Genomic DNA, 19,871 nt, shown 5'->3' on the forward strand with positions numbered 1-19,871 from the left:
AGCTTGCAACCCGCGTTGCAACCCGCTTTACAGCCAGCCAGTAGCTCGCGTAGTACGCCGTAGTATTTTGCCAACGCCGGCGCGCGTGGGCGCGAAAGCCCATGCAGCCGCGCGCGCACCGCGCGTAGAATCGAGCGCATGCGCCCTACCCTCGCTCCGCAGCGCGAGCCCGAGCTGCCGCTGCATACGCCCAGTGTGTCGTCGCTGACGTTGGCGGCGGTCATTGCGCTGATCGCGTGGATGGCGATCCTCGCGCAAGCCGACCTCACGATCGATCGATCGCTCGCGCGCGGGCTCACCGTGTTCGACGCGCTCGCGCGCATGAGCAGCTACCTGACCAATCTGACGGTGCTCGCCAGTGCGCTCTGCTTCACCTGCATCGTGCTGCGGAAGCACCGCTCGCCGCTCGTGCGCTTTTTCCGGCAGCCCACGGTCGTGACCGCGGTGGTCGCGTACATCGTGTTCGTCGGCCTCGCGTACAACCTGCTGTTGCGCGGACTGTGGCCGCTGTCGCCCTACCGGCGCCTGCTCAACGAGTCGCTGCACAGCGTGCTGCCGATGCTCGCCGCGCTCTACTGGGTGCTGTTCGTGCCGCGTTTTCATCTGCGGTTGCGCCACGCTCCGCTGTGGCTCGTCTATCCGCTCGCCTATCTCGGCATCACGTTCTGGCGCGGCAGCCTGTCGGATTTTTATCCGTATCCGTTCATCGACGTCGAAACGCTCGGGCTGCGCCAGGTGCTCGTCAATGCCGCGCTGCTGTTCGGCGGTTTTCTGATGCTGCTGGCCGTGTTCGTCGGCATCAATTTCGGGCGCCGACGATGATGTTCCAGCACGTCCCGTTTGGCCGGATGCATGGCGTCCCGTCGCCGGGCGCACTTCTTGCACCCCTTTCGTCACTGACGCAGGCTCACGCCGCACTGGCACGGCTTGCGCGGCGCCCTTGTGCGAGCGCGTTGCAATTGCAGCGGGCCCGCACGTAAATATGACAACAGGAGCGATGCATATGGATACGAATTCAGCGGCAGGCGCGGTAAAGGAAGTCGCGGGCAAGGTGCAAAGCGCGGTCGGCGATGCCGTCGGCGACACCAGCGCGCAGGTGGCGGGCAAGGCGCGCGAATTGAGCGGCAAGGCGCAGCAGTTATGCGCGAATACGACGAGCCTCGTGCGCGATACGACGGCCGAAAACCCGTTCACGACGCTGGCCGTGGTTGCTCTCGCCGGGTTCGTGATGGGCGCGCTGTGGTCGCGCGGCGGTCGCGACTACGACTGAAGCAGGCACGGCGCCGGATCATAGGCGCCGATCAACAGGGCGCAGCAGTCGCGCCAAAGCGGGCGATCCGCCGCAAGCGGATCGCCCGCCGCTTCACTAGCCGCTCTTCTTCTTGCGGCCGGCGCCCATTTCCAGTTCGATCCACGTCGGCGCGTGGTCGCTGGCATGCGGTTCGCCGCGCACCCAACGGTCGACGCCCGCATCGCGCAGGCGCGGCGCGAGGTCGGCGCTCAGCAGCAGATGATCGATGCGCAGCCCCGAATTCGTATCCCAATGACGGCGGAAATAATCCCAGAACGTGTACACGCGTTCGTCGCCGAAATGCGTGCGCAGCGCATCGGTCCAGCCTTGCGCGAGCAGCCTGCGATAACGCTCGCGGCTCTCCGGCTGCAGCAGCGCGTCCTTTAGCCACGAGCGCGGGTTGTAAATGTCTTCGTCGGTCGGCACGACGTTGAAGTCCCCAGCGATCACGACCGGGTGGCCGCTCTGGTAGAGCTGCGCCGCATGCGCGATCAGATGATCGAACCACGCGAGCTTGTAGTCGAACTTGGGGCCGGGCTGCGGATTGCCGTTCGGCAGGTACAGACACACGATCAGCACGCCGCCGACCGCGGCCTCGATGTAACGGCTATGCGTGTCGTCTTCGAAACCGGGCAGACCGCGCCGACGTTCGAGCGGTGCATCGCCTTTGGCCAGAATCGCCACACCGTTCCATGCGCTCTGGCCTTGCCACACGGCGCCATAACCGGCGTCGCGCAATGCGTCGACTGGAAATGCGCTATCCACCGCCTTCAGTTCCTGCAGGCACACGACGTCAGGCGCCTCGCGCTCGAGCCATTGCAATAGCGCCGCCTGCCGCGAGCGGATACCGTTGATGTTGAACGTCGCAATGCGCAGCTTCGCCATGATCATCCCTCCCTCGCCTATTGCTCCGCGCCCGGTTGGCCCGTTCCAAATTTATCACCCGCAAAGCGGACACTTTCCATCCAGTTCAAACCTGTCGACATCCGCGGCGAAGCTACCCGTGAGTTTGACGATCCCCGGATGTCCGCCGCCGATCGATTTGCTGCGAGGCATCCTCGCAGCCTGCCGGGCGCGTTGAGCCCGGAGGTCGATTTCGCATTTTCCCCGTTGCAACGTGCAACTTTTGCCCGTGTTTGCGCGGCTCCAGCCGGGCTCCATCGCGGTCATTGCGCATATTGGCCTGCCTTTATTGCGCAGATCGGCTTTGCGCTTGCAGCGAGTTTTTAATACCGTGTTAGCTGCAACGGCATTCAAATTGCTGCGCAATAGTTTTGTTTCAACGCGATGCGTTGGACATCGACGCGTCGTCAGCCTGCATTGACCTTTCAGTGGAGTCAACAGATCGTCATGACTACGCCTACAGAATGTCAGCATTGCGGGGACGCCCCCGCCTCAGAGTCCACCGCCGAGCCCACCACCACGCCTTCCCAACCGTCACGACGCCGCTTCCTGCAATCTGCGGCGGCCGCCGCGACGATCGGTGCGGCGCCGCATCTGCGCGCGCAAACGCAAGCGCCGACGCCCGCCTCACCCGCGCCGCCAAGCAACCCCGTGGTGCCGCCGCGCCCCGTCACGTTGACCGTCAACGGCCGCGCGTACACGCTGCAACTCGAACCGCGCGTGACGCTGCTCGACGCGTTGCGCGAATACGCGGGTCTGATGGGCACGAAGAAAGGCTGCGACCGCGGTCAATGCGGCGCCTGCACGGTGCTCGTCGACGGCCGCCGCATCAACTCGTGTCTGACGCTCGCGGTCATGCACGAAGGCGAGAACATCACGACCGTCGAAGGACTCGCGAGCAACGGCGCGTTGAGTCCGGTGCAGGCCGCGTTCATCGAACACGATGCGTTCCAGTGCGGCTACTGTACGCCCGGACAGTTGTGCTCGGCGACCGCCCTGCTCAGCGAATTCCGCAACGGCACGGCGAGCACCGTGACCGCCGACGTGCGCGCGCGTCCCGCCGCGCTCACCGACGACGAAATCCGCGAACGCATGAGCGGCAACCTCTGCCGCTGCGGCGCGTACGTGAACATCGTCGCCGCGGTCCGCGCCGCGCACGACAACGCCTGACGGAGACCGACATGGATGCGATCTCCTACGAACGCGCCGGCGACGTCGCCAGCGCGGTGCGCGCCGCGCAACAGCCGGGCGCGGTATTCATCGGCGGCGGCACGAATCTGCTCGATCTGATGAAGGGCGGCGTCGCGCGGCCGGTGCGGCTCATCGATATCACGCACATCGGCGGCCTCGACTCGGTGACGACGCTGCCCGGCGGCGGCATCCGCATCGGCGCGCTGGTGCGCAACAGCGACGCGGCCAATCACGCGCTGGTGCGCGAGCAGTACCCGCTGCTGTCGCAAGCGCTGCTCGCGGGCGCGTCGGCGCAGTTGCGCAACATGGCGACGGTCGGCGGCAATCTGCTGCAACGCACCCGCTGCGGCTACTTCTACGACACCGCGTTCACGCAGTGCAACAAGCGCCTGCCCGGCAGCGGCTGCGCGGCGCTCGACGGCCATAACCGCGCGCATGCGATCCTCGGCGCGAGCCCGCAATGCATTGCGGTCAACCCGTCGGATATGAGCGTCGCGCTGGCCGCGCTCGATGCGCTGGTGCGCGTGAGCGGCCCCAGCGGCGAGCGCACGATCGCGTTCGCCGATTTCCATCGGCTGCCGGGCGACCGGCCCGATGTCGATACCACCTTGCAGCCGGGTGAGCTGATCACCGCGGTCGATCTGCCGCCGCCGCTGTTCAGCGCGCATTCGCACTATCTGAAGGTGCGTGACCGCGCCAGCTACGCGTTCGCGCTCGTATCGGTCGCGGCGGCGTTGCAGATGGATGGCGAGCGTGTTCAGAGCGCGCGCATCGCGCTCGGCGGCGTCGCGCACAAACCATGGCGCGCGAACGTGGCCGAGCAGATGCTGAGCGGCCAGCCGCTCAGCCAGGCCACGCTGAAGAACGCCGCCGCGGCCGCATTGAGCGGCGCGCAGCCGCGCCACGACAACGCCTTCAAGGTGCAGCTCGCGCAGCGCGCGATCGTGCGTGCGGTCAATCAGGCAGCGGGCAACGCGGGAGGTATCGCATGAATCTGATCGGACAACCCCTCGATCGCGTCGACGGACTGCTGAAGGTGACCGGCGACGCGCGTTATGCAGCCGAATTCCCCGGGGCGCGCCTCGCGCATGCGGTGCTCGTGACGAGCACGATCGCGGCCGGCACGATCGCGTCGATCGATGCGAGCCGCGCCGAGGCCGTGCCCGGCGTGCTGCTCGTGATGACCTACCAGAACGCGCCGCGCCTGCCGAATGGCGGCCGGCCCGCGCTCGCGCCGCCGGCCGGCCGGCATCTGTCGCTTCTGCAGGATAACGAAGTGCACTACAGCAACGAGCCGGTCGCGGTGGTCGTCGCCGATACGCTCGAACATGCGGCCGATGCCGCTCGCCAGCTGCGCATCGCCTATCAGCCGGGCGCCGCGGCACTCGACTTCGAGCAGGCGAAGGCGCACGCGCATGCGCCGGACAAGCCGCAGGGCCGCCAGACCGACACGCAGCGCGGCAGCTTCGAGGACGGCATGCAAAGCGGCGACGTGCATATCGAAGCGACCTATACGACGCCGATCGAGCACCACAACCCGATGGAGCCCCACGCGACGATGGCGCAATGGGACGGCCCGCAGTTGACGGTCTACGACTCGACGCAGGGCGTGAGCGGCGCCGCGCAGGTGCTCGCGAAGACGTTCGCGATCCCTGTGTCCGACGTGCGCGTGATCTCGCCGCTGATCGGCGGCGGCTTCGGCTGCAAGGGCTCGTCGTGGTCGCACGTATCGCTGTGCGCGATGGCCGCGCGGCAAACCGGGCGGCCCGTGCGGCTCGCGCTCGAACGCCCGCAGATGTTCGGCCCGGTCGGCGCGCGGCCGCGCACCGAGCAGCACTTCGTGATCGCCGCGCGGCATGACGGCACGCTGAGCGCGATGCGTCACGACAGCATCTCGAACACGTCGATGATCGAAGACTGGACCGAGACCTGCTGCATGGTCACGCGCATGCTGTACGCGGTGCCCAACCAGATAACGACGCACCGGCTCGTGCAACTCAATGTCGGCACGCCGACCTTCATGCGCGCACCCGGAGAAACCACCGGCTCGTTCGCGCTCGAATCGGCGATGGATGAACTCGCCGTCGCGCTGAAGATGGACCCGCTCGCGCTGCGCCTGAAGAACTACGCAGACAGCGATCCGCAGGAGCACAAGCCGTGGTCGGGCAAGTCGCTGCGCGAGTGCTATCAGATCGGCGCCGACAAGTTCGGCTGGTCGCGCCGCCCGCACGCGCCACGTTCGAGGCGCGACGGCAACACGCTGATCGGCATGGGCATGGCGACCGCGACCTATCCGGCCAACCGCAGCGAGGCGTCGGCGCTTGCGCAGATTCTGCCGGACGGCACCGCGGTGGTCGCATCGGGCACGCAGGACATCGGCACCGGCACCTACACGGTGATGACCCAGGTTGCCGCCGATGCGCTCGGCTTCACGCCCGAGCAGATCCACTTCGCGCTCGGCGATTCGTCGCTGCCGCGCGCGCCGGTCTCGGGCGGCTCGCAGTCGGCGGCCAGCGTGTCGCCCGCGGTGCGCGACGCGGCGAGCCAGGCGCGCAGCCAGTTGATCGCGCTGGCGCTTGCCGATGCGGCGTCGCCCGTGCATGGCCTGCCGCTCGATGACGTCACCGTCGCAAGCGGCTGGGTCGTGAGCCGCTCGCAACCGGGCAAGCGCGATCCGGCCGCGGCGATCATCGCGCGCGCGGGCGGCAAGCCGATCGAGGCGAGCGCGACCGTGAAGCCCGGCGACGAGAAGCAGAAGTACTCGTTCCACTCGTTCGGCGCGGTGTTCGTCGAGGTCCACGTCGATGCCGAGCTCGGCACGATCCGCGTGCCGCGCGTGGTCGCGGTGTACGACGTCGGCCGCGTGCTGAACCAGAAGACCGCGCGCAGCCAGATGATGGGTGGCATCGTATGGGGCATCGGCGCGGCGCTGCAGGAGGAAAGCACGCTCGATGCGCGCTTCGGACGCTTCACGAACGCGAACCTCGCCGAGTATCACGTGCCGGTGAATGCCGATATCGGCACGCTCGACATCACCTTCATCGACCGGCCCGATCCTTATATCAACTCGCTCGGCGTGCGCGGTATCGGCGAGATCGGCATCACGGCCGTGGCGGCCGCGATCGCGAACGCGGTGTACAACGCGACCGGCGTGCGGGTGCGCGATCTGCCGATCACGCTGGACAAGGTGGTGCGGACCTGAACCGGCGGCAGTGCCGGAATTGGAGTGAAAGCGAAAGCGGCGGCCGGCTTGCATCGGGCGTGCCTTGCCGCTTGCTTCGCGCACCGTTGCATCGCACAATCGGGGACATTCCTGTCTACCGGTATCCGCCGATGGCCTACGCTTCGCTCGCCACTGGTGTGTTGCTCGCCGCCGGTCTCGGCTCGCGCTTCGATCCGCACGGGCTGCACAACAAACTGCTCGCACGTATGCCCGACGGCAAGCCGGTTGCGCATGAAGCCGCGCATCGGCTGCTGCGGGTCGTGACGCGGGTGCTCGCTGTCGTGCGGCCGGGCTCCGACGCGCTCGCCCGCGCGCTGAACGATGCCGGCTGTGATGTCGTGTTTGCGGCGAGCGCCGAGCGCGGCATGGGCGCGAGCCTCGCCGCCGGTATCGAAGCGAGCGACGACGCCGAGGGCTGGATCGTCGCGCTTGCCGATATGCCGCGCATTGCGGTTCCGACGATCGAAGCGATAGCCCGCGCGCTCGACAACGGCGCGCCGCTCGTCGCGCCGTTCTACGACGGCCAGCGCGGCCATCCGGTCGGCTTCGGCAGCGAGCATCGCGACGCGCTACTCGCGCTGGACGGCGACACCGGCGCGAAAGCGCTGCTCACGTCACACGCGCTGATGCGCATCGACGTCGACGATCCCGGCATTCTGCGCGACGTGGACACGCCGGACGATTTGCGCACGCTCTAGCCGCTTACATCAGCCTCGCCGAGACTGGCTGCCCGCAGCCGGTCGACATCGAGAATCTTGCCCGCAAGTTTCGCGCGCAAGCCGCGCCAATTGCGCCTAAGCTGAGGTGACGCCATTTTTTTTCGCACGCGGCGCCTTGACGACCGGCAGCCTCGATGCCTCATCCGTCCCGCCTCGAATCGCCACACGCAAGCCCATGAGCGAAACCACTCCACGCCTTTTCATCGTCTCGCCCCATTTCGACGACGCCGTCTTCAGTTGCGGCGCCTTGCTCGCCGCCCATCCCGACGCCGCCGTCTGCACCGTGTTCGCCGCACCGCCCGAACACGACATGCACACGGAGTGGGACGAAAAAGCGGGCTTCGCGAACGCCCACGAAGCGGTCCGCGAACGCACGATCGAAGACAACCGCGCGCTCGAAGTGCTCGACGCCATCCCGCTGCGCATGCCGTTTCGCGACAGCCAGTACGCCGACTCGCCGTCGATCAGCCAGATGGCCGCGGCGCTGGAGGAAACGATTTACCGCACGACCGCGAACACGCTGCTGATGCCACTTGGCCTGCATCACGACGATCACGCCCGGGTATTCGAAGCGTGCTGCGAGATCCTGCCGCGGCTCACGCATCTGGACTGGTTCGGTTACGAGGAAGCGATTCACCGGCTCACGCCGGGCGCGGTGCAGGCGCGGCTCGCCGATCTCGCGCAGCGCGGCATCGTCGCGACGCCGGCAACGCCGAGCGCGGGCCACACGATCGACGTGCAGCGCCGCGCGCATCTGAAACGCGAAGCGGTCAACGCGTACGCGAGCCAGTTGCGGGCGTTCGGCGCCGGCAACTACGACGACGTGTTCGCGACCGAGCGCTACTGGCAGCTCAGCGCCGGCCGCAAACGCGCGAAGAAATAGCAAAAAGGAGCGAGCAGGAAGCGCGGCGAGCGCCTACGCTTGAAGACAGATAGCCGACGCGGCGGCACACATCGGCGGTATAAAGCCGCTTCCGCCGGACCCGCGCATTTCAACCGCAAGGGTGACGCAATGAGCTACGACATGCACACCAGCCCGATTCCCGACCCGAACGCCGATCCGAACCGCGACCCGGAAGCCGACCCGCTCGTGCCGCCGTCGCCGGGGCATCATGCCGAGGAGCCGCAGCGGCCTGACGGGCCGCCGGACAAGGATCCGGTGTAAGGGAGCCGCGAGCGGCGCGGTCGCGGCGCGCCGCTCGGCGCAGCGTCAGCGCATCAAGTCGCTGAAGCCCTGCAGCAGCCGGTCGATATCGGCCGCGTGAATGTTGCCCATCGTCGAGATGCGGAACAGCTCCGCCGACAGCCCGCCCTGCCCCGCATAGATCACGAAGCCGCGCGCCTTCAGCGCGTCGTGCAGTTGCGGATACGCGATACCGTTGGGCAAGCGGTACGCGCGCAACACCACCGACGACTGCCCGGCCGGCAACACACTGTCGATGCCGCGCGCCGCCAGCCCCGCGCGCACCTGCTCGGCAAGCGCCGCATAGCGCGCGTGACGCGCGCGCCAGCCGCCTTCGTCGGCGAGCTCACGCAGCGCCTCGACCAGCGCGTAATACGCGTGCACCGACGGCGTAAACGGCGTGTTGCGCTGATCCTGCAAACGCGCGAGCCGCGCGAGATCGAGGTAGTACGTGCGGCTCGCCGCGCGCGCGAGCGCCGCGCGCCGCACCAGCACGAACGACGCGCCCGGCACGCCATGCAGGCACTTGTTGGCGGTCGCCGCGAGCGCGTCGAGGCTCGCGTCCGCGAAATCGATCGTTTCGGCGCCGAAGCTGCTGACACCGTCCACCAGCAGACGCAGGCCGCGCTCGCGACACAAGGCGCCGAGCGCCGCGATGTCGTTCAGACGGCCCGTGGTCGTTTCATGATGAATCACCGCGACGTGCGTGAACGACTTGTCGGCGTCGAGCCGTTCGGCGATCTTCGCCAGATCGGGCGCGTCCATCCAGTCGTGCTTCAGCGCTTCGTGCGCGATGCCGTATTGCGCGGCGATCTGCGCGATACGCTCGCCGTACACACCGTTTTCGACGACCAGCAGTTTGCCGTTGTGCGGCACCAGCGCGGCCGTCATGCTTTCGACGGCGGCCGTGCCGGAGCCGGTCATCAGTACTGCCTGCCATTCGTTCTGGTCGAGCCCGTACACGTCGACGAGACGCGTGCGCGCCTCTTCCTGGAGATCGAAAAACTCGCTCTCGCGATGGCACAGATCCGTCTGCAGCAGGCTGTTGCGGACACGTTCGGTGAGCGTCACCGGGCCGGGGTTGAGCAGCAGCATGGGCGCTCCTGTTGGCGTTGGGTTCAGATCGCGCCGATGTGGCGCATCAGGCGCGTCTTCACATCGGGCGGCGTAATGGTCGGGCGCGGCAGGCTGTCGGGCGTGCCGCGGCGGATCGTCAGGCGCGCGAAGCGCGGCCCGTCGAGCGGCGGCGCCGCGAACAGCTCGTCGATGATCGCAGGATCGTCGCTCTCCACCGCCGACGCGTAACCGCACGCGGCCGCCACGCCCGCGAACGACACCTGCGACGATACCGTCGCCTGGCCGCCGGTCGAGTCGTGCGCGCCGTTATCGAGCAGCACGTGCGTGAGGTTCGACGGGCCGTACGCCCCGAGCGTCGCGAACACGCCCATGCGCATCAGTGCGGCGCCGTCGCCGTCGAGCGCGACCACGCGCAGATCGGGGCGCGCGAGCGCGAGGCCGAGCGCGAACGGCGTCACGCAGCCCATCGAGCCGACCATGTATAGCTGGTTCGCGCGATCGTCGATCGCATAGAGTTCGCGGCCGCAAAAGCCGGTCGACGCGAGCACCACCGTCGAGTCGAGCGGCGTATGCGCGATCACCTTTTGCAGCGCGTCGTGGCGCGTCGCGAGTTCGTTCGCGGCGCTGTCGCGGAACCGCGCGCGAGGCTCGACCGGCGTGCGCCGCCTGGGCGCGCCGCCGTCCTTCAGTTCATACGGCGCAACGCTGCCCTTCTGCATCACGAGCGCGTACGGACGGCCGGTTGCGTCCATGTGCGCGATCGCGCGATCGAGCGCCGGACCGATCGCGTCGGCCTCAGTCGGGAACGTCTCCCACGGAATTTCCATCGTGTCGAGCATCGCCGGCGTGATCGGGCCCATCAGCGCGTGCTGCGGCTCGTCGGCAACGCCGGGCTGGCCGCGCCACGTGACGATCAGCAGTTGCGGCAGGCGGAAGGTCCACGTCAACGACGTCAGCGGGCTGACCGCGTTGCCGAGCCCGGAGTTCTGCATCATCGTGATGCCGCGCCGGCCGTTTTTCGCGCCGAGCGTAACGCCGGCGATCAGCGCGACCGCGTCGCCCTCGTTGGCCGCCGACACGTAGTGCAGCGACTCGTCCTGCAGCACGTAGTTGATGAACGGCGTCAGATACGAGCACGGCACGCCCGCGTACCAGTCGAAACCGCGCTCGCGCGCCGCCTCGACGAACTGTGCTGCTTCGATCATTGCGCGCCTCCGTGTGCATCGTTCGCCGTCGCCCCGCCGCCGACGGCCGTCGCGAACGGCGCCTGCGCGTGCGCGAAGTCGCCCGCGCGGCGGAAATCGTCGAGATCGTTGACGCCGCGCCAGTGGCCGTGCACGTATTGCACCTCGATCGACTCGCCCGCTTCGATCAACGCGTTCAGCAGCGCGGGCATGTCGAGCGACGCGAAATCGTCGCGCGTCCGCAACTCGCGCATGACCGCCCGCAGGCGCTCGCGACCCGCGCCGCGCACGTTCAGCAGACCCACCCAGCGGCCATGCGGCACTGGGGCGACGCCCGCCGCCGACGACTGCTCCCGCCCGCTCGCGACATGCCGCAGCACGATCTTGTTGCCGAACAGACCGCGGTCGTCGGCGGCCGAGCACCACGCGAAATCGCGCACGCTCGCGTTCTCCGCATCGGTTAGCGACGAATCGACGACCACGCTGAACGCGGCCTCGCTTTCCACCAGATCGCGCAGGATGTAGCTGCGAAACAGCAGGTCGCCGTACGAAATGACCGTGTCGCCGGTCAGGTGGTCGAGTGCGCACGCGAGCGAGGCAAGCTCGCCGGTCTGCGCGTGCTGCTCGTTGACCACGAGGCGGATGCCCGCGGTATCGATCGCGTCAGCGCGATAGCCGCCGACCACGGTGATGTCGTTGACGCCCTGCTTCTTGAACGCGTCGACGAGCCAGCGCAGCAGCGGTTTGCCGGCGATCGGCAGCATCACCTTCGGACGGTCCCCGGTCACCGCTTCAAGGCCTTTGCCGCGGCTCGCGGCGAGCACGACGGCCGAGCCGGCCGCGCGGCCGCTCGACAGATAGCGGTCTTCGGCTTCCGAATATTCGTCGGCGTCCTGCAAACGGAAGATTTCGTTGACGGCCGCGATGCTGTCCTCGACGTTGACGAGCGTCTCGCTCGAATGGATTTCCTTCGCGACGGCCTGCATCGCCGAGGTCGACGCGCGGATCAGATGGTTCGCCCAGATCACGGTGCTGATGCCCGCTTCGCGGAACACCTCGGTCGGCGTGCTGTAGTACTTGGTCGGCACGATCACGAGCGGCGCGCGCCCGGCCCATTCGCGCGCGAATTCGAGAATCTCGTCGGGGCGCGACAGCTTGCTGTGAATCAGGATCGCATCGGCACCAGCTTGGGCGTACGCTTGCGCGCGGCGCAGCGCTTCGTCCATGCCCCAGCCCGCGATCAGCGCCTCGACGCGCGCGACGATCGAGAAATGCTCGTCGTTCTGCGAGTCCTTGCCCGCCTTGATCTTGCCGCAGAATTCGTCGATATCGGCAAGCGGCTGCGCCTCGCCGTTGATGAAGCTGTTGGTCTTCGGAAACTGCTTGTCCTCGATGCACACGCCGGCGATGCCGCGCTGTTCGAGCTTGCGCACGAGGCGGCGCACGTTGTTGAAGTTGCCATAGCCGGTGTCGCCGTCGAGCAGGATCGGCAGATCGCTCGCGTCGGCCATGAATTCGAGCGTATCGACCACCTGCGTCCAGCTCGCCTCGTTGTTGTCGCGCACGCCGAACTGCGCGGAGATCGCGAGGCCCGAGCCCCAGATCGCCTTGAACCCCGCTTCTCGAACGATGCGCGCGGACAGGCCGTTATGCGCCTCCATCATGAATTCGAGTTCGCTGCTGACGAGCATCTGGCGCAGGCGCGCGCTGCGGGACTGGGAAACGAAAGCGGGATCGCGTGCATTCACTCTTCGGGACTCCTGGTGGCGGGCTTATTGGCGTTCTTCGATGCCAGGCTGGCAATCGGAAAAGGGCGACTATAGCGGAATTTTTTATGACGAGTCTTTGAAGGTCTCAGCGGTCTTTCGTGGTTGCGCTTAAGTGGAAAAATGTGTTGTTTTTTGCATGCGTGACCATTTAACGGGATTTTTTGGATTTGATTGGCGTTTTGTGGGATGTTGGTGCGAGCCTTCCTGGATTGGGCTCAGCAGGTTTTACGCAGACCAGCGCCGGCATTTTTCATGTCGATTTTCTCGCACATTTTTCAATCGCTGCGATTTACCGATAATCGCCGGTTAATTCAGATTCGCGAATGATGCACAAAAGTCTTTTTCGAATTGCGCGCATGAGCTCCGCTTAAAAATCTCAATGAATTCGCCTATTAATCGGACGAATAGCGATGTCGAACAGCGGGTTTTCCCTGTCTCGATCAACGCCATTTCGCGCCGTAAACACAGCGAGCGGCATCCGACCGCAATTCAATGGACCTTACCGGCCAAAACGCCTATTCCCATCGCTATGACTCTGAACCGAAAACTGGCCTCCATGATCGCCGTTCTGTGGGTCGGCCTGATCCTGATCGGCGCGTTCGGCGCGTGGCAGAACCGCGCATCGATGATCTCGGACCGACGCGAGCAATTGCGCTCGTTGATCGAAGAGGCAAACCACGTCGTCGGCCACTACTACTCGCTCTCCCAACAGCATGCGCTGTCCGAGGACGACGCGAAAAAGCAGGCGCTCGCGACGCTCGGCGCGATGCGCTACGGTAAGGACGGCTATTTGTCGATCAACGACTCGCAGCCGGTCATGCTGATGCATCCGATCAAGCCCGAACTGATCGGCAAGAACCTCGCGCAGTTCACCGATCCGGCCGGCAATCATCTGTTCGTCGATATCGTCAACTCGGGCAATCACGACGGCGGCGGCTTCGTCGATTATTTGTGGGCCAAGCCCGGCAGCGAGCAGCCCGTCGCGAAGACCAGCTACTCGATGCACTTCGCGCCGTGGGACTGGTATCTCGTGACCGGCATGTACATGGACGACGTGCAAAGCGCGTTCTACCGCAGCCTGCTGCGCTGGCTCGCGATCACCGTCACGCTCGGTGCGCTCTCAACGGTCGTGATGCTGGTGGTGCTGCGCAGCATCCGCCGCTCGCTCGGCGGCGAACTCGAAGTGGCCGTCGAGCACGCACGGTTGATGGCGCAAGGCAACCTCGCGACGCCGGTGCCGATCGAGCCGCACGACAGCGGCAGCCTGCTGCATGCGCTGCGCACGATGCAGGCGGGACTCGTCGACACGGTCTCGCGCGTGCGCCAGGGCACCGAGAACATCAACGTCGGCGCGAACGAAATCGCAGCGGGCAACACCGACCTGTCGCAGCGCACCGAGGAGCAGGCGGCGGCGCTCGTGCAAACCGCGTCGAGCATGGATCAGATGACGGTGAACGTGAAGCAGAACGCGGACAGCGCGACCCAGGCCGCGCAACTCGCGAGCGACGCAGCGAACGTCGCGACGCGCGGCAGCCGCGTGGTCGACGACGTGGTGCGCACGATGGGCGAGATCACCGCGAGCTCGCGGCAGATCGGCGACATCATCGGCGTGATCGACGGCATCGCGTTCCAAACCAATATCCTCGCGCTGAATGCCGCCGTCGAGGCGGCTCGCGCCGGCGAACAGGGCCGTGGCTTCGCGGTGGTCGCGGCCGAAGTGCGCAGCCTCGCGCAACGCTCGGCGACGGCCGCCAAGGAGATCAAGGCGCTGATCGAAACTTCGACCGATACCGTCGAGACCGGCTCGTCACTGGTCGCCAACGCGGGCGCGACGATGGGCGAGATCGTGCAGTCGGTGCGGCGGGTCAACGAGATCCTCGAAGAAATCAGCCACGCGTCGCGCGAGCAGAGCGCGGGCATCGAACAGGTCAATCGCGCGGTCGGCGAGATGGATCAGGTCACGCAGCAGAATGCGGCACTGGTCGAGCAGGCCGCGGCCGCCGCGCATTCGCTGAAGGACCAGGTCGCCGTGTTGCGCGACGCGATTGCGAGTTTCGCGTTGCCGGCTTGAGCTTGCCCCGCCGCGCCCGCAACGGGCGCGAAAAAAGAAGGCGCCCCACAGGCAGGGAGCGCCTATTCAACACGCCGCGTCGGAGTCGACGCATCAATCGAACGAATCAGCCGCGCGGATTTTGCAAGTCCGCGCGGCTTTTCGTGATCAAGCTTCGGCTCGGCTCGCCTTTGCTCCAGCTCGAACGCACCTCCTTTCACATTCCTCGCATTTAAATTACGTTTTATTTACAATCGGCCCGGCGACAGTCCTTGCCGCCAGGCCTCGTGGCTTTGGCGGCCTCGTTCAATCGAAAGTACGTGAGGTCCGCTGCCCGCCGCCATGATCCGCCAGAAAAAACCCCCGTCGTCCGATCCCTATGCCTTAGCCGCGAAGAACCCGCTGCTCGATGCGCGACTACCCGCGTGGCGCTCGAAGTTCGTCGTGCTGCTCGTGTTCGGCGCGTTCGCGACGCTCGCGCTCCGCGCGTTCTGGGTGCAGGTCGTGAATCAGGACTTCTACGTCGACCAAGGGCAGAAGCGCTATCAGCGCCTGCTCGAACTCGACGCGACGCGCGGCCGGATCGTCGATCGCAATGGTTCGATGCTCGCGGTCAGTCTCGCGACCTACGAAATCTGGGCCACGCCGAAGCTCGTCGACGAAAGCGCGTTCGCGCCGCTGGCAAAGCTGCTCGATCTGCCGCTCGCGGAACTGCGTCGGCGTCTGAACGGCGAGCGCAGCTTCGTGCTGCTCAAGCGCCAGGTCGATGCGGACACTGCCGGGCATCTGTCGCGCCTCGGGCTCGCCGGGATCACGCAGATCGCCGACACCAAACGCTTTTATCCAGAGGGCGAGTCGGCCGCGCACGTGGTCGGCTTCACCGACATCGAGGACAACGGCCAGGAAGGCGTCGAACTCGCCGCCAATGCGCAGTTGCAAGGCGTGCCCGGCCACCGCGAGGTGATCCGCGACCGGCTCGGCCGCGTGATCTCGGAGACGCGGCCGCTCGTGCCCGCGCGCAACGGCGCCACGATCCATCTGACGATCGACCGGCGCATCCAGCAACTCGCGTACACACAACTCAAAGCCGCGATCGCGCAGCACCGCGCCGAAGCGGGCAGCGTGGTCGTGCTCGATGCGCGCAACGGCGAGATCCTCGCGCTCGCCAACTACCCAAGCTTCGATCCGAACGACCGCACGCACCTGTCCGGCCGGCAGTTGCGCAACCGCGCGGTGATCGACACGTTCGAACCGGGTTCGACGATCAAGCCGCTGGTCGTCGCACTGTCGATCGACGAAGGCAAGGTGCGGCCGCAGAGCATCATCGATACCGCGCCCGGCTGGTATCGGATCGGCCCGGCCGTAATTCACGACACGTCGAATCACGGCGCGATGACGGTCGCCGAGGCGGTGCAGAAGTCGAGCAATATCGCGCTGGCAAAGCTCGCGCTGAATCTGCCGGCCGAGACGATCTGGACCAAGTATCGGCAATACGGGCTCGGTCTGAAGCCCGAGCTGCCCTTCCCTGGCGTGGCCGCCGGCAAGCTGCGGCCATATAAACGCTGGCGCCCGATCGAACAGGCCACGATGGCGTATGGCTACGGGCTGTCGGTATCGCTGCTGCAAATCGCGCAGGTCTACACCGCCTATGCGGGCGACGGCGCGCTGAGGCGTGTGAGCCTGCTGCGCGAGCCGCTCGACGCGGACGGCCCCGCGTCGTTCGCCGAGCGCGGCGAATCGGTCACGACGCCCGGCACCGCGCGCGCGATCCGCAACATGCTCGAAATGGCCACGGGCGCCGGCGGCACCGGACGCGCCGCGACCGTGGCGGGTTATCGCATCGGCGGCAAGACCGGCACCGCGCGCAAGCAGATCGGCGCGGGCTACGCGAAGAACCGCTACCGCGCGCTGTTCGTCGGCATGGCGCCGATGAGCGATCCGCGCCTGATCGTCGCCGTGATGATCGACGATCCGGCTGGCAAGGCGTACTATGGCGGCACGGTCGCTGGACCGGTGTTCAGCGGCGTGATGGGCGGCGCGTTGCAGCTGCTCGGGGTGCCGCCGGATGCGGCAGGAGTGTGACGCGTAGTTAGTGTTAGTTACGGTCGATCAGCCCTGCTCATCGAGCGCATCGACCTGCGCCTCGATACGATTGCGGCCGTTGCGCTTGGCCTGATACATCGCGCGATCGGCCTCGTCCATCATCGCCTGACCGAGCGACATCGCCTCGGCCGGGCTGCCGGCGACCACGCGCCCGGCCACGCCGATCGACACGGTCAATGCAATGAGCACGCCGTGCTCGTCGCGCACGTCGAGCTTCTCGACCGCACGCCGCACGCGTTCCGCGACGGTCAACGCGTCGCTGCGATCGCCTTGCAGCAGCGCGGCGAACTCCTCGCCGCCATAGCGCGCGACGGTGTCGCCAAGCCGCACCTGCTGTCGCACGCAGGCGGCCACCGCCGCGAGCGCGCGGTCGCCGCTCTGATGGCCGTGGCTATCGTTGATGCGCTTGAAACCGTCGATATCGATGAAAAGACACGCGACCGGCACGCGATAACGGGCCGCGCGCATCAACTCCTCGCGCAGCCGTTCGTCGAAATAGCGGCGATTCGCGAGGCCGGTCAGCGAATCGGTCATGCCGAGCTGCCTGAGCCGCTCGCGATGCGCGACGTTGTCGAGACTCGCGGTGACGATGCTCGCGAAGCGCTCGAGAATGTCGGTGGCCATGCCCGCGCCGAAGCGCGCGGGGTCGTCGCTGCCGAGGCATAGATAGCCGCTGACGCTCGTGCCCGCGGCGAGCGGCAGCAGGATCGCGCTGGCCGGCACGTGAGCTGGCGCGGCACCGAAGAACGCGCGGCGCGTGTCGTCGTCGAGTTCGCCAGGGCGGCCGAGCCACGGCCGATCGTCTTCGCACAAGGATTGCGCGACGAGACCGCCCTCGCGCGACGTCTTCAGCTGCGCATGATCGAGCGCGCGCAGGTTGCCCGGCTCGAGCAGTTCGAGCAGCATTGGCGCGCGCTCGTCGAGCCACAGCACCACGCTCGCGAGCGAGAACTCCCGCGGCAGATGGCTGAACAACGTATCGAGAAACGATGCGAAATCCTGCGCGCCGATCAACCGCAACTCGACGTTCTGGAAGCGGCGCAACGTGCGCTCGTTGTGCTGCACGGTGTCGACGAGCGAGCGAAGGCGCTCGGCAAGCGGCGTTTGGGCGAGATTCGTCACGGTATCAGCAAAGCGGCCCTGAAGGCGAAGCGGGGTCGACGCCCCAACCCTACTGATAACGGCCGATCCGCCGGGGTCTTGAGGGCAGGCTCGCGACGTCTCGGCCGGCCTGCCAGCGTTCATGCCCACTGTTGTCAGCTCTCGCTTGCATTCACTTGCACTCGCTTACACGCAATGAGATCCGTTTGCGTAATGATTGCGGTTCTTAAGTTTCGCTTAATTGTTCCCTGCAAGTATGTGGCACATCCCCTGTTGAGCCGCCAGAACATCGGCGGCGCTTTTTCTTGAGGGGTGCCAGAAGCGCGACCGAAAACGGTTACGCGCACAAGAAGGAGGTAAATCATGGTTGAAGAGATGGAGATGGTAGTCGAACACCTGCGTGCGATGCCCGGCCATGAATGGACTCGCCAGATTCACTCCTGCAAGGTCTCCGATCCGCTGCAACCGCCCTGGGGCCGTTCATACCGGCTCGTCGAATGGACGATGAAGCACGCGCCCGAGCCGAGCCGTCGCGTCGTTCCCGCCGAAAGTACTCCGCTCGAAATCGCCCAGGCCGTGGTCTCTCACGTGCCGGGTCGGCGCTTCTGCCAGCAGGCTGATTAAGCGCTCCCGCTGACGTTCAATGACGCGCCGCGATCGCGTCGCAATGGTCCAACGCGTCCTCCAGCCTGTCATTGCCCCAGAACATCTCCCCGCCGACAAAAAACGTCGGCGCACCGAAAATCCCCTTGTTGATGGCCCGTTCGGTCTGCTCCCGCAAGCGGAGCTTGTTCGCGTCGCTTTGCGCGGCGTCGATCACGCTCTGCGCCGGTAAGCCAAGCGAGTCGAGCGCGTGACTGACGACATCGATTGAACCGATGTCGCGGTCGTCGACGAAATTCAACTGCATGATCTTGCGGCACCAGGCACCGATCCACGGCTCGTTCGCACCCAGCAGCGCGACACGCATCGCGAGAAGCGCCGCGCGCGGAAACGTGCTGGGGCGCGTGAGCGCAATGCCGTATTTGCGGCATTGACGCTCCATGTCTTTCCACACGTACGCGCCTTTTTCTTTCTGCAGTACGAAGGGCGAGTTGTCGAAACCGAGCTGGCGAAATACCGGACCGAGCAGAAACGGCCGCCAGACGATCGTCACGTTGCGCGCGGCCGCCAACGCTTCGATCCGCATCATGCTCAGATAGCTGTAGTTGCTGCCGAAGTCGAACCAGAACTCGATTGCGCGCGCCGTCGAAGTTGCGTCTTCATTCATCGCTGTCTCCTGAATCGCGCGTGCCATGGCATCGCGGCCTTGCAATGCTTAACAGTCGCGTCGTTGGGTCGCTGATCCTGCTGGCGCCGTCCTGAACTCGCGCTTCCGGACTCAGCGTGTTTGCACTGCCACGCGCAGGCCGAGCGAAATGAACAGCACACCGATGAGCTTGTTCTGCCAGCGCGTCAACCACGTCAAACGCTTCACGAGTTTGCCCAGCGGCCGCATCGTCAGGACGATCAGCGTCGTATAAAGCGCGCTCATGGCAACGAAAATCAGCCCGAGTGCCGCGAACTGCAGAAACGTCGAGCCATGTTCGGGGCGCACGAATTGCGGCAGAAACGCAAGGAAAAACAGCGCGGTCTTCGGGTTCAGCACTTCGGCGGGAATCGCCTGCAAGAACGCCTTCGAACCCGACACCGGCGCGACGACCGGCAGGTGCGCACTCGCCTGCTTTTCGCGCAACGCGCGAATGCCAAGATAGACGAGATACGCGGCACCGACGAATTTCACCGCATTGAAGGCCAGCGCGGACGTCATCAGCAGCGCGGAGAGGCCAACCGCGGCGCCCAGCGTATGCACGAAATCGCCAGCTGCGATACCGAGACCGGTCAGAATGCCGGCTTTACGTCCGCCGTGCATGGTGCGCGTCAAAACTAGCAGCACGGCCGGGCCTGGAATCAGAAAGAGCCCTAGCACGACGGCAACGAACGTCCCCAACGTGGATACGTCAAGCATTTCGTCTCCTTGCGACGCGCGGGGTCGAAATGATGGGCGCGCGTTCAGCGGACCATTGTAGACGAACCC

Annotated in this window: 18 protein-coding genes and 1 pseudogene; 12 read left to right on the forward strand and 7 right to left on the reverse strand. The window is 66.1% G+C overall.

What is annotated here, in order from left to right; genetic code table 11:
* The first annotated feature begins 138 nt into the window (after positions 1-138).
* Both OKW35_RS45470 and OKW35_RS45475 read left to right on the forward strand, forming a co-directional pair.
* Entirely contained in the window at positions 139-822 is a 684-nt protein-coding gene (locus OKW35_RS45470) for a Pr6Pr family membrane protein (RefSeq protein WP_090809359.1), read from the forward strand.
* A gap of 181 nt (positions 823-1,003) precedes the next feature.
* On the forward strand, positions 1,004-1,270 hold the full coding sequence (locus OKW35_RS45475; protein ID WP_013091250.1) for a CsbD family protein: 267 nt from the start codon (positions 1,004-1,006) through the stop codon (positions 1,268-1,270).
* 96 nt (positions 1,271-1,366) lie between these two features.
* Here OKW35_RS45475 and xth read toward each other — a convergent pair whose 3' ends face one another.
* Positions 1,367-2,176: an exodeoxyribonuclease III gene (gene xth / locus OKW35_RS45480; RefSeq protein WP_090810451.1), complete on the reverse strand. Its 810-nt coding sequence runs from the start codon at positions 2,174-2,176 to the stop codon at positions 1,367-1,369.
* Positions 2,177-2,288: 112 nt separating this feature from the next.
* Between xth and OKW35_RS45485 the strand changes: the two are divergent.
* From OKW35_RS45485 to OKW35_RS45515, 7 genes and pseudogenes are all read left to right on the forward strand, one after another.
* Positions 2,289-2,372, forward strand: a pseudogene (locus OKW35_RS45485) (formate hydrogenlyase); the annotation flags it as partial.
* A 269-nt stretch (positions 2,373-2,641) separates the two neighbouring features.
* Positions 2,642-3,364, forward strand: a complete 723-nt coding sequence (locus OKW35_RS45490) for a (2Fe-2S)-binding protein (RefSeq protein WP_429555486.1) — start codon at positions 2,642-2,644, stop codon at positions 3,362-3,364.
* An 11-nt stretch (positions 3,365-3,375) separates the two neighbouring features.
* Positions 3,376-4,377, forward strand: a complete 1,002-nt coding sequence (locus OKW35_RS45495) for an FAD binding domain-containing protein (protein ID WP_187613611.1) — start codon at positions 3,376-3,378, stop codon at positions 4,375-4,377.
* Complete coding sequence (locus OKW35_RS45500; protein ID WP_429555487.1) at positions 4,374-6,587, forward strand: xanthine dehydrogenase family protein molybdopterin-binding subunit; 2,214 nt, start codon at positions 4,374-4,376, stop codon at positions 6,585-6,587. Before OKW35_RS45495 ends, OKW35_RS45500 begins: the two co-directional genes overlap by 4 nt.
* Before the next feature lie 131 nt (positions 6,588-6,718).
* The gene (locus OKW35_RS45505) at positions 6,719-7,306 is read left to right on the forward strand and encodes a nucleotidyltransferase family protein (RefSeq protein ID WP_429555488.1); all 588 of its coding nucleotides are present in this window, start codon (positions 6,719-6,721) and stop codon (positions 7,304-7,306) included.
* 196 nt (positions 7,307-7,502) lie between these two features.
* On the forward strand, positions 7,503-8,210 hold the full coding sequence (locus tag OKW35_RS45510; RefSeq protein ID WP_090809333.1) for a PIG-L deacetylase family protein: 708 nt from the start codon (positions 7,503-7,505) through the stop codon (positions 8,208-8,210).
* Positions 8,211-8,339: 129 nt separating this feature from the next.
* Positions 8,340-8,492, forward strand: a complete 153-nt coding sequence (locus tag OKW35_RS45515) for a hypothetical protein (protein WP_166618176.1) — start codon at positions 8,340-8,342, stop codon at positions 8,490-8,492.
* A 45-nt stretch (positions 8,493-8,537) separates the two neighbouring features.
* Here the strand turns inward: OKW35_RS45515 and OKW35_RS45520 are convergent, their stop codons facing one another.
* Genes OKW35_RS45520 through aepX form a run of 3 tightly spaced genes read right to left on the reverse strand, consistent with a single transcriptional unit; the run spans position 8,538 to position 12,519 of the window.
* Positions 8,538-9,605: a 2-aminoethylphosphonate aminotransferase gene (locus OKW35_RS45520; RefSeq protein ID WP_429555489.1), complete on the reverse strand. Its 1,068-nt coding sequence runs from the start codon at positions 9,603-9,605 to the stop codon at positions 8,538-8,540.
* Positions 9,606-9,628: 23 nt separating this feature from the next.
* A complete protein-coding gene (gene aepY, locus OKW35_RS45525; protein ID WP_429555490.1) occupies positions 9,629-10,792 on the reverse strand; it encodes a phosphonopyruvate decarboxylase in 1,164 nt (387 codons plus the stop codon).
* Positions 10,789-12,519, reverse strand: a complete 1,731-nt coding sequence (gene aepX, locus OKW35_RS45530; protein ID WP_429555491.1) for a phosphoenolpyruvate mutase — start codon at positions 12,517-12,519, stop codon at positions 10,789-10,791. Before aepX ends, aepY begins: the two co-directional genes overlap by 4 nt.
* 550 nt (positions 12,520-13,069) lie before the next feature.
* Between aepX and OKW35_RS45535 the strand changes: the two genes are divergently transcribed.
* Both OKW35_RS45535 and OKW35_RS45540 read left to right on the forward strand, forming a co-directional pair.
* Positions 13,070-14,611 (forward strand): methyl-accepting chemotaxis protein, encoded by a 1,542-nt coding sequence (locus OKW35_RS45535; protein WP_429555492.1) that lies wholly within the window; start codon positions 13,070-13,072, stop codon positions 14,609-14,611.
* A 321-nt stretch (positions 14,612-14,932) separates the two neighbouring features.
* A complete protein-coding gene (locus OKW35_RS45540) occupies positions 14,933-16,672 on the forward strand; it encodes a peptidoglycan D,D-transpeptidase FtsI family protein (RefSeq protein ID WP_429555493.1) in 1,740 nt (579 codons plus the stop codon).
* A gap of 27 nt (positions 16,673-16,699) precedes the next feature.
* Here OKW35_RS45540 and OKW35_RS45545 read toward each other — a convergent pair whose 3' ends face one another.
* Entirely contained in the window at positions 16,700-17,815 is a 1,116-nt protein-coding gene (locus OKW35_RS45545; protein WP_429555494.1) for a diguanylate cyclase, read from the reverse strand.
* Between the two features lie 342 nt (positions 17,816-18,157).
* Between OKW35_RS45545 and OKW35_RS45550 the strand changes: the two genes are divergently transcribed.
* Complete coding sequence (locus OKW35_RS45550; RefSeq protein ID WP_429555495.1) at positions 18,158-18,418, forward strand: DUF2866 domain-containing protein; 261 nt, start codon at positions 18,158-18,160, stop codon at positions 18,416-18,418.
* A 16-nt stretch (positions 18,419-18,434) separates the two neighbouring features.
* Here the strand turns inward: OKW35_RS45550 and OKW35_RS45555 are convergent, their stop codons facing one another.
* Both OKW35_RS45555 and OKW35_RS45560 read right to left on the reverse strand, forming a co-directional pair.
* Positions 18,435-19,064 (reverse strand): 2-hydroxychromene-2-carboxylate isomerase, encoded by a 630-nt coding sequence (locus OKW35_RS45555; protein WP_184060509.1) that lies wholly within the window; start codon positions 19,062-19,064, stop codon positions 18,435-18,437.
* A 111-nt stretch (positions 19,065-19,175) separates the two neighbouring features.
* A complete protein-coding gene (locus OKW35_RS45560) occupies positions 19,176-19,802 on the reverse strand; it encodes a LysE family translocator (RefSeq protein ID WP_429555496.1) in 627 nt (208 codons plus the stop codon).
* Positions 19,803-19,871: the final 69 nt, after the last annotated feature.

This window comes from Paraburkholderia sp. MM5477-R1, from assembly GCF_050436385.1.
Lineage (GTDB): Bacteria > Pseudomonadota > Gammaproteobacteria > Burkholderiales > Burkholderiaceae > Paraburkholderia > Paraburkholderia tuberum.

Coding starts and splice junctions, on each gene's coding strand:
- OKW35_RS45495 (WP_187613611.1), top strand. CDS start 3,376: ATGGATGCGATCTCCTACGAACGCGCCGGCGACGTCGCCAGCGCGGTG.
- OKW35_RS45475 (WP_013091250.1), top strand. CDS start 1,004: ATGGATACGAATTCAGCGGCAGGCGCGGTAAAGGAAGTCGCGGGCAAG.
- OKW35_RS45510 (WP_090809333.1), top strand. CDS start 7,503: ATGAGCGAAACCACTCCACGCCTTTTCATCGTCTCGCCCCATTTCGAC.
- OKW35_RS45515 (WP_166618176.1), top strand. CDS start 8,340: ATGAGCTACGACATGCACACCAGCCCGATTCCCGACCCGAACGCCGAT.
- OKW35_RS45535 (WP_429555492.1), top strand. CDS start 13,070: ATGACTCTGAACCGAAAACTGGCCTCCATGATCGCCGTTCTGTGGGTC.
- OKW35_RS45550 (WP_429555495.1), top strand. CDS start 18,158: ATGGTTGAAGAGATGGAGATGGTAGTCGAACACCTGCGTGCGATGCCC.
- xth (WP_090810451.1), bottom strand. CDS start 2,176: ATGGCGAAGCTGCGCATTGCGACGTTCAACATCAACGGTATCCGCTCG.
- OKW35_RS45520 (WP_429555489.1), bottom strand. CDS start 9,605: ATGCTGCTGCTCAACCCCGGCCCGGTGACGCTCACCGAACGTGTCCGC.
- OKW35_RS45540 (WP_429555493.1), top strand. CDS start 14,933: ATGATCCGCCAGAAAAAACCCCCGTCGTCCGATCCCTATGCCTTAGCC.
- OKW35_RS45560 (WP_429555496.1), bottom strand. CDS start 19,802: ATGCTTGACGTATCCACGTTGGGGACGTTCGTTGCCGTCGTGCTAGGG.
- aepY (WP_429555490.1), bottom strand. CDS start 10,792: ATGATCGAAGCAGCACAGTTCGTCGAGGCGGCGCGCGAGCGCGGTTTC.
- OKW35_RS45500 (WP_429555487.1), top strand. CDS start 4,374: ATGAATCTGATCGGACAACCCCTCGATCGCGTCGACGGACTGCTGAAG.
- OKW35_RS45505 (WP_429555488.1), top strand. CDS start 6,719: ATGGCCTACGCTTCGCTCGCCACTGGTGTGTTGCTCGCCGCCGGTCTC.
- OKW35_RS45555 (WP_184060509.1), bottom strand. CDS start 19,064: ATGAATGAAGACGCAACTTCGACGGCGCGCGCAATCGAGTTCTGGTTC.
- OKW35_RS45470 (WP_090809359.1), top strand. CDS start 139: ATGCGCCCTACCCTCGCTCCGCAGCGCGAGCCCGAGCTGCCGCTGCAT.
- OKW35_RS45490 (WP_429555486.1), top strand. CDS start 2,642: ATGACTACGCCTACAGAATGTCAGCATTGCGGGGACGCCCCCGCCTCA.